This window comes from Halochromatium sp. (assembly GCF_054919635.1).
In genome coordinates this window covers 1-13,552 of the sequence record NZ_JBUDPI010000071.1, presented here as the reverse complement: position 1 = coordinate 13,552, position 13,552 = coordinate 1, and the positions used below count along the sequence as shown (strand labels likewise).

Here is a 13,552-nt window from a genome sequence, read left to right as displayed (position 1 = left end):
GAGCTCGGCTGATGGCCGAGCGCGACCTGATTGGCTATAGCGGCCAGCCGCCGCACCCAGCCTGGCCCGGAGGTGCTCGCCTCGCCCTGCAGTTCGTACTCAATGTCGAAGAAGGCGCCGAGTCGAGCATCCTCAACGGCGATGCGGAATCCGAGGCCTACCTGCATGAGCTCCCTGGCCGCCCAGCGCGGCGCGGCGAGCGTGATCTGAGTGTTGAGGGCATGTACGAGTATGGCGCCAGGGCCGGTGTGTGGCGCATCCTGGAGCTGTTTCGCGAGCGCAATCTGCCGCTGACCATCTTCGCCACCGGCCGCGCGTTGGAGCTGAACCCACCGCTGGCGCGCGCACTCTGCACCTCCGGCCATGAGGTGGCTGGCCACGGCTATCGTTGGCTCGATTATCACCGCATCCCCGAGGACGAGGAGCGCCAACACATCCGCCGCACGGTGCGGCTGATCGAATCGTCTTGTGGTCAGCGCCCGCGCGGCTGGTACACCGGTCGCGTCAGCCCGAGCACCCGCCGGCTGCTGCGCCAAGAAGGCGGCCTGCTCTATGACTCCGATGCCTACAACGACGACCTGCCCTACTGGGCACCGGGCTCGCCCCCGCACCTCATCATCCCTTACACGCTCGTCAACAATGACGCACGCTATCTGCTCCCAGGCGGCTTCTCCTGCGGCGATGACTTCTTTCAGCAGCTGCGCGACGCCTTCGAGCTGCTCTGGCACGAGGGCGGGCGCCAGCCGAAGATGATGAGCGTGGGGCTGCACGGGCGCATCAGCGGTCATCCCGCGCGGGCAATGGCATTGTCACGGTTCCTCGATTTCGCCCGCCGCCAAGAGCAGGTCTGGATCTGCCGACGGGAGGAGATTGCTGAGCATTGGCGACGGGTCTGTGCACCCCGATAGTGAAGAACTCGAAGACGAGCGACAGGGTCATCGCTCGTGGCAAAGGCCCTGCTGCGAACGATCGCGCATCCCCCCATTCCTTGCCCGACTCAGACCGGCCCGCTACCCTGCCGGCTGTCAACCGACCCAGTCCCACTCCGGAGATCCTGATGACGGACAAGCAGCCGACCCAAGGCTTCAATGCCGACGACGCCGACGCCGTGCTCGCCCCTGCCTACGCCCGCCGTGGCATGAAGCAGGCGATCCCGAAGAATCGGCTCCCCGAACATGAGATGGCACCCGACACGGTCTACCAGCTGATCCACGATGAGCTGATGCTCGACGGCAACTCGCGGCTCAACATGGCCACCTTCGTCACCACCTGGATGGAGCCCCAGGCCGAGCGACTGATGGCCGAGGCCTTCGACAAGAACCTGATCGACAAGGACGAGTATCCCCAAACCGCCGAGATCGAGGCGCGCTGCATCAATATCGTCTCCAACCTCTTCAATGCGCCGGAGCCGGGCGTTGGCGCCTCTGCCATCGGCTCCAGCGAGGCGGTGATGCTCGCCGGCATGGCGCTCAAATGGCGCTGGCGCGCGCGTCGCCAAGCCGAAGGCAAGCCGACCGACAAGCCCAACCTGATCCTTGGCTCCAACGTCCAGGTGGTCTGGGAGAAGTTCTGCCGCTACTGGGAGATCGAGCCTCGCTACATCCCGATGCAGAAGGGTCGCTACGTGATCTCAGCCGATGAGGTCATCGCTCGCACCGACGAAAATACCATCGGCGTCGTCGCCATCCTCGGCACCACCTTTACCGGCGAGTTCGAGCCGATCGAAGCCATCCACGACGCACTGGTCGAGCAGAACGCCAGCACCGGCTGGCAGATCCCGATGCACATCGACGCCGCCAGCGGTGGCTTTGTCGCGCCCTTCCTACATCCAGACCTGAAGTGGGATTTCCGGCTGCCACTGGTCAAATCGATCAATGTCTCCGGCCACAAGTACGGTCTGGTCTATCCCGGTATTGGCTGGGTCGTCTGGCGCGGCCAAGAGGATCTCCCGGACGACCTAGTCTTCCACGTCAACTATCTCGGCGGCGACATGCCGACCTTCACGCTGAACTTCTCCCGCCCCGGCAACCAGGTCGTGGCCCAGTACTACAACTTTCTGCGCCTCGGCGAGGCCGGCTACCGGCAGATCATGGAGGCGCTGCGCGACACCGCGATGATGCTCTCCAGCGGCATCGCCGAGATCGGCCCCTTTGAGCTCGTCAGCGACGGCAGCGCCATCCCGGTCTTCGCCTTCAAGCTGCGCGACGAGATCAACCACTACAGCGTCTTCGACGTCTCGGATAAGCTGCGCGAGTTCGGTTGGCAGGTGCCCGCCTACACCATGCCGGAGGATGCTCAGGACGTCGCCGTGCTGCGCATCGTCGTGCGTGAAGGATTCAGCGAAGACATGGGGCAGATGCTGCTCGACGATATCAAGAAGGCGGTTACCCACTTTGCACCGCAGACCGATCGGGCGCCGAAACCGCCGACGCCGCAGTTTGCGCATTGAAGTGACTTCGGACTCCTGCGGCAGGGATGCTGCTCGCCCACTCAGCGGCGCTTGGTGCCCGCACCCTGTGGCGGCCGCCCACCGGCAGGGGCGCGGTTGCCCAGTGTTGTTGCCACGCGTCCCGATAACCGGAGATGACGAGCGCATCGAACATGGATCTCCCGCCAAAATCGGCAACCAGCAATGACTGAATCGGCCCTATTCACCACGCTGTTCGTCGCGCTGCATACGATGATTCAGATCATGGTGATCATCCGTGTGCTGCTAAAGCCGCACCGAGATCCCACGGCTCGGCTGACCTGGGTCGTGGTGGTCATCGCCCTGCCCATCGGCGGCATCATCGCCTATCTGCTGCTCGGGGAGACCAACATCGGCCGCAAGCGCGCCGAGCGCATGCGTCGCGTGCTCGAGCAGATGCCTCCGGTCACTGCAGCCCCCGGAATGGACGCACCGAGCATCAGGCCATCGATCCCTGATCGTCATGCCCATCTCTTCCAGGTCGGGCAATCCATCAGTGGGTTCCAGCCGATCGGCGGTAATCGAGCTTGCATCCCGCCAGACTCCAACGCTGTCATCGACTCACTGGTCGCCGACATCGACGCCGCCCAAGATCACGTCCACGTCCTGTTCTACATCTGGCTCGCAGACAACAACGGGCTTAAGATCGCCCAGGCCCTGATGCGCACCGCCCAGCGCGGCGTCACCTGCCGCGCGATGGCGGATGACCTCGGCTCGCGCAGCATGATCCACTCCGAGCACTGGAAAACCATGCAGGCCGCTGGCGTCAAGCTCGCGCGCGCCTTGCCCATCGGTAATCCCATTCTGCGCGTGCTCGGCGGCCGCATCGACCTTCGCAATCACCGCAAGATCGTCGTCATCGACGACTGGATTACCTACTGCGGCAGCCAGAACTGCGCCGACCCCGAGTTCCGGGTCAAGCCCAAGTACGCGCCCTGGGTCGATATGATGGTCCGCTTCGAAGGGCCGATCGCACGTCAGAACCAGCATCTGTTCGCCGGTGACTGGATGGCGCATGTCGATGATGACATCGATGCGCTGCTGCTGCGTCCGATTCCGAGCATTACCGCCAGGCGAGTCGGCGAAAGCCGAAACGGCTCTTCAACGGACAGTGGCAATGTTGGCCCAGCCGGCACCCCGAGCTCAAGCCGCAGCAGCACCAGCACCCGTACTGGCAGTCCGAGCACCGCCATGGATAGCGCTAGCGAGCTCATCTTCTCTGCCCCCGACGCTGTCACGGAGATCGCTAGCTCCCCCACTGAACCGAATGGTAGCAGCACCCAATCGATCGATGAATTTGCGCTCAGAGCCAGCATCAGCGCCCAAGTCGTCGGCACCGGTCCCACAGTGCGCTACTCGGCCATGCCCGAGCTGTTCGAAGCCCTGATCTACAGCGCCCGCCACAGCTTGGTGATCACCACCCCCTACTACGTACCCGACGAATCCATGCAGGCCGCCCTCTGCGCCAGCGCCCGCCGCGGCGTCGAGACCCTGATCGTCTTCCCTCAACGCAACGACAGCCGCATCGTCGCCGCCACCAGCCGCAGCTACTATGCCGACCTCCTCGACGCCGGCGTCCAAATCTACGAATACGTCGGCGGCCTCCTACACACCAAGTCCCTCACCCTAGACGGCGAGATCAGCCTCGTCGGCTCCGCCAACATGGACCGCCGCAGCTTCGATCTCAACTATGAGAACAATATCCTGCTCTACGATCCTGATCTGACCGAGCAGATCCGAGCGCGCCAACAGCGCTACCTCGAAAGCGCGCTGCTCGTCGACCCCGAGCAGGTCGCCAACTGGCCCCGCCATCGGCGCCTCATCAACAACACCGTCGCCATGCTGGGGCCGGTATTGTAATTGTGAGTAGACATCGATTCGCGCGTACTTATCAGACTGGGTGCTATGCCAATATCGTCAAATAGTGTCTATTTTTGTCAGCTATGTTTGGCAGCAGGGGCGCATATATCTAGTCAAATCTTGCTCTAGATCATTGCTTGAGGTGTTATCAATGACTTCTATAGGAGACTACCAAGTGATCACTCATCAAAGGTACGTTGGCATGCCTATTGCTTCTTATTAACTGTGCGCTGACTCGACCATACATTCAAGACGAGCTCACGTACTACAGTCAGAATTTCGACTCTAAATTCAACAGGACATCATGATGAAGAAGCAAAGATTACAAGCTGGTTTTACGCTTATCGAACTGATGATCGTGGTTGCCATAATCGGCATTCTCGCGGCAATCGCAATTCCTTCTTATTTGGATTATACGCAACGTGCACGTATGTCTGAGCTGCTTGTCGCTGGATCAGCGGCTAAGACAACTGTTAGCGAAAATATTATCAGTAACAACGATACTGCAAATTCCTGCGATGGCGTAACTACAATAGCTGCAGATGACGAGGCGGGCAATATTGCAACACTAGAGTGCGCCGACGCTGGTGTCATCACAATCACTGGTACAGACACTGTTGACGGGTGCCCAGTAACACTCACACCGACACTTGAGGATAATGGCATGGTCACCTGGGCATGTTCCACCACTGAAGACTGTCTATCAATGGTTCCACAAGAATGCCGTAACACGGAGTGATCTAATAAGCTGTTGAACTCTAGAGCTCAAGAACAACGTAGCTTGCAGTTAGCGGTTGCGTAGTCTATGCGAATACGAGAGCAACCGAAGTTGCTCTCGCATTTTTCAGCCTGAATTATGAAGTTGAGCTTCTTATCCGACGATGCGGTTCATAAGACCATGGCATTGAAGCCCTAACGATTGCGCCCCTGACACGGACACGGACGGCATGACGGCGGCATCCGTTGGGCTTCGGAGTGCCTCTTCCTTGAGCCTCGCTTCCACTGTCTAGGCCTCAACAAAGCTAAGCGGCCTCAGGAGCGGCCTCACTAGCTTCATCCTCTCGCTCCTGGCCTTTCGACTTGGACTTCTTGGATTTCGCTGCCTTTTTCGGCGCTGCCTCTAGCTGCGGTGCGGTGACGATATAGAATGGTGTCAGGGCCATCACGAACAGCAGTGGCAGCAGTGGGGTGGCGTACTGCGGTGCTGCGGTGCCGAAGATCTTGGCGAGGGTTGTGTAGATCAGGACCAAGCTGATGCTGCGCAGGCCAATACGCTGTGCCGGGGTCAGGCGTCGACCAGCGAAGGGTAGCCAGACCAGCAGCGCACCCAGTGCACCGAGCAGCAGCACAGGATCGTGCAGGAGCTGCATGAATTCCGCGCTGGTAAGAAAGGCCGGGTTCTCGGTGTAGGGCGATTCTGACACCGGGTAGACAAAGGTCTGCTCAATCCCTGCCTGCTCGCCCACCGACCAAAGTACCGTCGGCTTGTCGATGAAGTACCAGCTCAGGAATCCGCGCGGATCATCGAGAAAACCGCCACTGAACTGGCCAAGCACCGTTTGCAGATCCGTCGCCTCTGTGGAGGCTGCGTCTCCCGTTTGTGATTCCGGCATTCCCTGCTGGAGGCTGGCGGCGATTGGTGCGGTGTCGATTGGGGTGTCGATCACCTCCTGATTACGTGCGATCCAGGGGCCGACGATCAAGGCAAAACCGAGAATCGCGGCGATCGGTGTGATCAGCTTCGAGGCGCCTTTGCTCGACGCATATAAAACCAGCAGCCAAGGCAGAATCAAGAATTCGTAGGTGGGATCGACCCAGACCACGAGGCCCAGTAAGACGGCTGCCACAAAGCCGCTAATCAGAGCCTTGCGCTCACCAATCTTTGCCGTCGTGGTTAGGTAAAGCAGTAGGATCACGAGCAGCAGCGTCGCGCTGACGACATAAAGGCTGATGTTCACCAGATAAGGGCTGACGGCGGTCAGCAGTGCCGCGATCAGGGCCCAATGTCGGTCCATCAGCCGACTGGTGAGCATAAACACGAGCAGGATCGCCAAGGCGCCGAGCACGAGCTGCGAGATGACGATCGCGTTAATGCTGCCGGTACTCGCCTCCGGGTTGGCGAACAGCGAGAGAAACAATGGATAGCCGAGACTCCCAAAGGTCTCAGAGGTATCGGCTTCAGCGTTGGCATCGAAGGGAGCAGACAAGATCTGGAGGGCGCCTTGGCTGCTCAGGGTCTGCGCCAGCGCGTAGGCATCGGCGGAGCCTGCCTGAAGCGGCTCGACCACCTCGGTGCCTAGATAGGCCTGACCGCGCAGAAATACGCCGGCGGCGATGATCACTGCCAGCATCAATAAAGTGGCGAGGGAGACGGACGAACTGCTGCGCTGCTTTTTCTGCGGCTTTGTTGACGGATCTGGGCTCACGAGACGGCTCCTCTGGCGTTGATGCGAGGCAAAAACCTACGCTAGCAAGGTGAATACAGCTTGACAAAACTTCATAACGATACCTTAAAGTTCTTGCGGAATGCGAGCGCCAGCGCCTGGGTCGGAGACCTGCAGCACAGAACCTTAGGGATTTCCCTTATTGCGCGACCTCGTATATCATAAGTCCCTAATCTCGTTTGCTGAAAACATAACAACAGGAAGGAGCTTATGCGAACCGCCTCCATCGCTGCCTTCGCTGCAACCATCGTCCCCTCAATGCTCTTGTCGCCGGTGCTCGAGCCGCGTGAAACAAAGGAGCTCAAGCCAGTCGAAACCAGGCTCGAGCCATTGTCACAGGTTTCGCCTGCCGAGGCCGTTGCGACGGCTGATAGTTCAGCGCCGACCGCCTGCGCGATCCCGTCGGATGCCAGGCCGATCGCTCGCGTCACGGAGGTAGAGCCCGCTATCGACGAAGACCTGCATTGCCTCGCCCTCAACATCTACCATGAGGCCCGATCCGAGCCGTTGACCGGCCAGATCGCCGTTGCTCAGGTGACCCTGAACCGGGTTGCTTCCGAAGCCTTTCCGGAGTCGGTCTGCGACGTCGTTAAACAGGGCGGTCAAAAGCGCAATCGCTGCCAGTTCTCCTGGTGGTGCGACGGTAAGTCGGACCATCCCACGGAAGAGAAGGCCTGGCGCAAGTCTCTCGACCTGGGGCGCCAGATCCTGGCGGAGCAATCCCCTGACCCGACCAACGGTGCCCTCTACTATCATGCCACCTATGTCTCGCCGAAATGGTCGCGCTCGTTCCAACGCACCGCCCAGATCGGACGCCACCTCTTCTATCGTCCCGCGTCGCGCCCCAGCCAGAGCTGACGTCATCGCGCGTATACGACAGATACTGGCGGATACGGGCCGATACGGGCAGAACGAGCCTGCTAGATCGTCGTCCCTTTCATCCGGCTTGTCGGTCCAGTTCGTGAACAAAGACAGACGCGGTTGCGCGCTCGAGCCCCCTCGCCTGCTCGACGACGCGCCCATGATGGGTGAACAGGATGACTTGGGTCGTGGCGGAAAACTCAACCAGGGCCTCTAGGGTCGCGCGGGATCGCTCATCGTCGAACTGGATCAGGATATCGTCGACGATGAGCGGCAACGGCTCGGAGCTCTGACAATAGTGGTCGATCGCCGCGAGCCTTAGCGCTAGGTAGAGCTGATCGCGCGTGCCTGTGCTCATCGCCTCCACCCGGAGCCGTTCGCCGTTCGGTCGCCTGCCAACCAGCACCGGCTGGTCGACCTCATCGAAATCGGTCTCGACGGCAATCAGAGAGCCGCAGGTCAGCTTACTGAAGTAACGGCTCGCCTGCGTCAGGATGGGATCGCGATGCTTTCGCCGAAAGGCCTCGATCTCGTCACGCAGCAGGCGCGCTGCGAGCCTCAAGCGGATGTAGCGCTCGGCCTGTCCGCGCAGCTCGGAGAGCGTCTGCTGAACCTGCTCCGCGAGTGCCGAGGCCTCATCAGACCCTGCCATCGCCTGGAATTGGCCTTCGGCACTCAACTTCTGCTCAAAAATCAGTTCGCGTTGCGGTTTCAGCTCGCGGTCGATCCGCTGATCGAGAGCGGCAAGCTCAGCGATCACCGCATCGCGGTCGATCTCTGCGGCCTCGGCCTCTAAGCCTTCAAGGCTCAACCCATCACCATTGTCGATCAGCTCGGTCTCAACCTCACGCAGCTGGTTGATCAGCCTGCGGCGATCAAGGAAACGCCGTTCGACGGCCTCGAGCTCGTCGACGCTGTCACAACCCGCCTGTTGGCAGAGCTCGGCCAGCACAGCGTCCGCCGAGCTAAGCACCCCATTGGCATCGCGGATCTCGTGCTCGGCTTGGATCATCTGCTTATTGAGCTCGTCGAGCCGACTTTTCGCCGCTCGCTGCTCAGTCAGCTGTGCGGCGAGCTGGTGCATGGCCTCACCTACCGGACGACGCGCAAGGTTCGGAGCCAACCGCTCCAGCAGACCCCGCACATCGCGCTCGAAATCCTCAGCCTCGCGCTCGATCGCATGGATACGGATCTCGATCTTGGCCGCGTCATCGACTAACCCAAGACCATCCGCAATCGCTTGCAGATAGTCCGACACCTCAGCGGGTGTGGCCTGATCCTGCAGGCGCAGCTCGCGCATCAGCGCGGCCCAATCGGCCGTCCAGCCGGCGAGGTCCTGCTCGCTGCGGCTCACCTCTCGGCCGAGCATCTGCAAGGTCTCCTCGAACTCGGCCACCTCCTTCTCGAGCCCAGCCCGCAGGCTCGCGCCACGCTCGAGCGCATCGAGACATGACTCAGCATACTCGAGCAACGGGCGCAGTGCGCCTTGCGTCCCTTGGGACTGCATGGCCGGTTGCAGCGCTGACGGCGACGACGTCTGCACCGATGAGTGTTGCATCGGTTGCTGCAGTGCCTCCGTAGGGAGCGGCTGCCCGCAAGCCGACAAAGCCCGGATCAGAGTGCTGGCCTGATCCTCGCGGCTGATCGCTAGCGCATGCGCAGAAGCCCGCAGCTCATTGCCTTGCACGATCTTCTCGCGCAGCCGCATGACCTGCTCGACCCAGGTCAACATCTCAGTGGCGGGAAGCGGCTCGATGCTCAGCTCCGCCCACAGGGCATGCCATGATGTCTCGAGCTCCTCCCGCTGTCGCCTAATCTGCTCTAACGCGGACGCGGCATCGGAGCAGCGCTGACGACAAGCCTCGAGCTTGGCTTGCGCGCTTGCTTGCTCATGGACCCTGTGTGATTCCCGGCGAAGCCGGTCGGCCACCTCGTCGGCATGGGCAAGGCCTTGCTCGAACGCCTCTGGCAGCGACACGTCGGTCGCGTAGCTCCGGGCTTCAACAGCGATGTCTTCCTGATCGATCCATTGCCGCTTCAGGAGCCGCCAGCCCTGATCGCGTCGCTCGCGGGCCGCCTGAAGCTGGCCTTCTGTTGGCACCTCGCCCGAGAGCTGTAGTGCCCGCAGGGCTGTCTCGATCTCGCGCTGTTCATGTTGTGCGTCAGTGATCCTCTCGTTCAGGCGGCCTGCTTCGTCGTCAAGCGCGTCGAATCCACTCCTATAACGCGCCAGCGTCTGCGTGCTCGGGAGCGCTGCAGTTGCCAGTTCGGAGAGGCTCCCCCTCCAGAGTCCAAGGGCCTGAAGCTCGCGCTCGCAGGCCGCTTGATGCTGGATCGATCGCGCCGTCGCTTGGGCGAGCGCACTATCGAGGTCACCCGCTCTGCGGCCCTCGCCGATCGCCTCCCTGAGTGCTTGCCGCAGGACCACATCGGCAATCGGCTCAGGCAAGGCATCCAGCTGTTCCCGCTTCTTGCCGAGCTTCTCCGCGGCCGCTTGGCGATTCTCGGTGGCCTGTCTCACAGCGGACACCAGGGCTTCGCGACGCCCGCCCAGCTCGGTGGCGCGACGCCGCCGACTGAGCATCGGCCGCAAGGTCTCGATCGCATCGAGCCTGAGATCGGCACGAATCTCAGTGAAGCGCTGCCGGGCCTGCTCGAGCAGGGTCAACCGGCTCTCGATCAGGCCGGGCTTGTCACGACTCGCCTTCAGATAGCCACCCAATCGATCACGCAGCTCGTCGATCCCATCGGACTCGGCCAGCAGCTCTCCGGAGACCTCCAAGCCGGCGATATCCGCACGCAGACCCTTGAGCCGAGCCTCCGCCTTCGCGCGACCCTCGAGCGCGACTCGATGCGTTGTTAGGGCTGCCTCTCGGCGCTGACTGACGTCATCCTCAAGGGATGGGACCTCACCAAGCGCCGCGATCTGCTCACGCAGATGACGTCGCTTGGCCAATCCCGGCAAGGATCGTCTGATCCGCTCCAGGCTGTGGCGGCGCCGAGCGGCGTCAGCAAGCTGCTGATCGATGGCCAGCAGCTCGCTGGTGCTCTTCTCAACGGCCTTGCGGGCCTCATCCCAATGCCGAACCGAGAGCGACAGATCGCGTTGTTCGCGCTCGAGCTCGGATAACCTGCTCAAGCCGGCGTTGAGCGCCGGCTTCGAGGCCCGCGGCGCAAACAACGACTGCGCCTCTTGCTCGAAACTGCTCAGCAGCGCCTGAACCGAGGTGCTGCCCAAGCCGGTGCCAAATAGTGCCTCCGCCTCGCGCCCCCGCTCGAGCAGCAGCGCCTGGCCGCCGCTGACCAAGGCCTGATGATCGATCCCGAACAGGCGCTCGAACAGTGGCTCGGCGACGCCGCCGAGCAGCCGCTGCAGACGCTCCTCAGCAAGCGGGCTGCCTGCGGCATCGAGCAGCGTATTCTTGCGGCCTTTGCGGCGATAGCATTGCAGCTCGTCACCCTCAGCGCCACGCAACCGAGCACCGACGCGCAGCTCGGTTCGTGCGTGCCGAAAGTCGTCCAGTGTCCGCTCCGGCACCCCGTACAGCAGCGCGCCCAGAGCGCGAAGCGCCGAGCTCTTGCCGGCTTCGTTTGGGCCATAGACCAGGTGCAGCCCTTCACTGCCTTGGCTGAGGTCCAAGGTCTTGCCGGTAAACGGGCCATAGGCCAGCAGATGCAGCTCGAGAACCTTCACGGGCGCCGCCCCTCGCGCAACAGTCGCTCTATCAAGAGTGCCTTGACATCCTCCAAGCGGGCTCTTAGCTGCTCCGGATCAGCGGGATCAATGGCATCAGGAGCGCAGCGCAGCGCAGGCGGGAGTTTAGCGCTCAGGTCGGCAAAATCCTCAGACAAGGCCGCTAGGCGTTCGGCGTCCAGATCAAGATCACGTATCGAGCGCAGCAGCCCGCTGAAGGCGTCATCACGCTCCAGCGCAGCATCCTCATAGCTCTCCTGCTCGGTCTCGAGCACCAGCTTCTCGATCCAGATGGCCCCGGAGCCCACCGATTCGGCCAATGCACGACACTCATTGACGACGGACTCCTGCTCGGCGCGCAGCCGGGTGTGAATTGGGCAGGGCCCATGCAAGCGCAGACGCGCTGCCACCATACGTCCCTCGGCCTTACTGACTGCCGCGGCAAGGGACGGCCCAACGCGGTCATAGAGCTCATCGAGACGCTGTACCTCACTCAGGTCCAGGTCGCAGACCGTCCAACGCACCACATCCAGTGGACGATGCTCGACCGAGACCACCTGGCCCTCATCCACCTCAACCAACGAGCAGCCTTTGGGGCCGGTCTCACGCGCGTGGCGCCCTTGCAGGTTGCCGGGGAAGACCACCCAGGGCGCCTCTGCGACGACCTCACGACGATGGACATGACCGAGTGCCCAGTATTGGTAGCCGCGCGAGCGCAAGCCGTCGAGTGTGCAGGGTGCATAGGCCTCGTGGCCGGGTCTGCCATCGAGCGCCGTGTGTAGTAGACCAATATTGAAATAATCAGGATTGGCCAGCGGATACTTGGCTGTCAGATCTTCGGTCACCGCTCGGGTCGCAAACCCCTGTCCGTGGATGGCAACGCCCTGCTCCTCGAGGATGCAGCTCTCGGGCGCACGGGTGGCAAAGAGATGCAGATTCTCCGGCGGCCTGAGCGTCTTTGTCATCTGGCTCGCCGCATCATGGTTCCCTGCGACCACGAAGACAGGGATCGCCGCCTCCTTCAGACGCAGGATCTGCCGAACGAAGAAGAGCCCCGTGTTGTAATCCCGCCAGTCGCCATCGAAGAGGTCGCCAGCGAGGAGCACAAAGGCCACCTGCTCATCAATCGCCAGCTGAATCAGGTTCTCGAATGCCCTGCGCGAGGCACCGCGGATCGCGTCGACAGGCGCCCCTTCATAGCGCTCTAAGCCGCTCAGCGGGCTGTCGAGATGAATATCGGCGCTGTGGATGAACTTCACGGGCTCACCGACTCCTGATCGCTGATCATCAGCCCTCGAGCTGTTTCCACTGCAGGGCACCAGTAGATCCGGTAGATTGGCGGCTCCTCGAACAGCCGTTCCTCATCGATCACCCTTGTCACGTTTGCTGCTCCTCATCCTGGCGTCTTCACTGGCCGCCCTCTTGCTCGGCGAGATCGGACTCAGACTCATGGGGCAGTCATATTACTGGGCCTTTGCAAAGCGGGTCGATCCGGTGCTGGGTTGGCGACCGCCACCTCAGAGTCAAGGATGGCAGCGATTCGAAGGCGAGGCGCTGATCTCGACCAACGCACTGGGCTTCCGCGATCAAGATCACCCCCAGGCCAAGCCTGAAGATGTGCTGCGGATCGCTGTACTTGGCGACTCCTTCACCGAGGCGGTTCAAGTACCGCTCGACCAGACCTGGTGGCGACTGATGGGCGAGAGCCTAAACAAGGGATTCTGCGCCAGTGACTCCACCATCCCGCTAACGGTGACTGGAGCCGACGCCGAACCCATGCCGACGGCTCGAGCCGAGCCTGAGGCTGAGCTCGGCCAGCCTGCTGTTGACGTCCTGAACTTTGCCGTGAGCGGTTACAGCACCGCACAGTCGCTGCTCGCCTGGCGTCATATCGCTCAAGCCTTTTCACCCGACATCGTCGTGCTCGCCTTCTTTATTGGCAATGATCTCAATGAGAACTCGCGCCCGTTGGACAATGAGCCGCTGCGGCCGTATCTCATCGCTGAGGAGACTGGCCTGACCTGGGATGATCGATTTCTGTTCTCAGCCGACTACCGCTCGGCCCGGTCTGTAAGCGGTCGGCTCTGGCAGTGGCTGCGTGAGCACTCACGCATCCTGCAGCTTGTATTGCAGGCGCGTGATGCCTTGCGCATGGCTTCGTTCGCAGCCCCGCAGGAGTCATCGGCAGCCCCGGGATCAAAGGCAGCGCAGATGGCAGAAGCTCAG

Annotated in this window: 10 protein-coding genes; 6 read left to right on the top strand and 4 right to left on the bottom strand. The window is 61.8% G+C overall.

Translation table 11 applies throughout. The features are described 5' to 3' along the window. The 4 genes from ACY693_RS06510 to ACY693_RS06495 form a co-directional block, all read left to right on the top strand. A partial coding sequence (locus tag ACY693_RS06510; RefSeq protein ID WP_462321021.1) for a polysaccharide deacetylase family protein occupies nucleotides 1-908 on the top strand: 908 nt, incomplete at its 5' end. A gap of 149 nt (nucleotides 909-1,057) precedes the next feature. Further along, a complete protein-coding gene (locus tag ACY693_RS06505; RefSeq protein WP_462321020.1) occupies nucleotides 1,058-2,449 on the top strand; it encodes a glutamate decarboxylase in 1,392 nt (463 codons plus the stop codon). Nucleotides 2,450-2,632: 183 nt separating this feature from the next. Continuing rightward, entirely contained in the window at nucleotides 2,633-4,327 is a 1,695-nt protein-coding gene (locus ACY693_RS06500; protein ID WP_462321019.1) for a phospholipase D-like domain-containing protein, read from the top strand. Between the two features lie 307 nt (nucleotides 4,328-4,634). Then, a complete protein-coding gene (locus ACY693_RS06495) occupies nucleotides 4,635-5,066 on the top strand; it encodes a pilin (protein WP_462321018.1) in 432 nt (143 codons plus the stop codon). A 283-nt stretch (nucleotides 5,067-5,349) separates the two neighbouring features. Here the strand turns inward: ACY693_RS06495 and ACY693_RS06490 are convergent, their stop codons facing one another. Then, on the bottom strand, nucleotides 5,350-6,678 hold the full coding sequence (locus ACY693_RS06490) for a glycosyltransferase family 39 protein (protein ID WP_462321017.1): 1,329 nt from the start codon (nucleotides 6,676-6,678) through the stop codon (nucleotides 5,350-5,352). A gap of 303 nt (nucleotides 6,679-6,981) precedes the next feature. Between ACY693_RS06490 and ACY693_RS06485 the strand changes: the two genes are divergently transcribed. After that, the gene (locus tag ACY693_RS06485) at nucleotides 6,982-7,629 is read left to right on the top strand and encodes a cell wall hydrolase (RefSeq protein WP_462321016.1); all 648 of its coding nucleotides are present in this window, start codon (nucleotides 6,982-6,984) and stop codon (nucleotides 7,627-7,629) included. A gap of 79 nt (nucleotides 7,630-7,708) precedes the next feature. Here the strand turns inward: ACY693_RS06485 and ACY693_RS06480 are convergent, their stop codons facing one another. Genes ACY693_RS06480 through ACY693_RS06470 form a run of 3 tightly spaced genes read right to left on the bottom strand, consistent with a single transcriptional unit; the run spans nucleotide 7,709 to nucleotide 12,707 of the window. Beyond that, the gene (locus ACY693_RS06480) at nucleotides 7,709-11,326 is read right to left on the bottom strand and encodes an ATP-binding protein (RefSeq protein WP_462321015.1); all 3,618 of its coding nucleotides are present in this window, start codon (nucleotides 11,324-11,326) and stop codon (nucleotides 7,709-7,711) included. Beyond that, entirely contained in the window at nucleotides 11,323-12,585 is a 1,263-nt protein-coding gene (locus ACY693_RS06475; RefSeq protein ID WP_462321014.1) for a metallophosphoesterase family protein, read from the bottom strand. Before ACY693_RS06475 ends, ACY693_RS06480 begins: the two co-directional genes overlap by 4 nt. Continuing rightward, nucleotides 12,582-12,707, bottom strand: coding sequence for a hypothetical protein (locus ACY693_RS06470; protein ID WP_462321013.1), 126 nt, complete (start codon nucleotides 12,705-12,707; stop codon nucleotides 12,582-12,584). Before ACY693_RS06470 ends, ACY693_RS06475 begins: the two co-directional genes overlap by 4 nt. A gap of 2 nt (nucleotides 12,708-12,709) precedes the next feature. Between ACY693_RS06470 and ACY693_RS06465 the strand changes: the two genes are divergently transcribed. Beyond that, nucleotides 12,710-13,552, top strand: an 843-nt coding sequence (locus tag ACY693_RS06465) for an SGNH/GDSL hydrolase family protein (RefSeq protein WP_462321012.1), incomplete at its 3' end; no start/stop codon positions are given.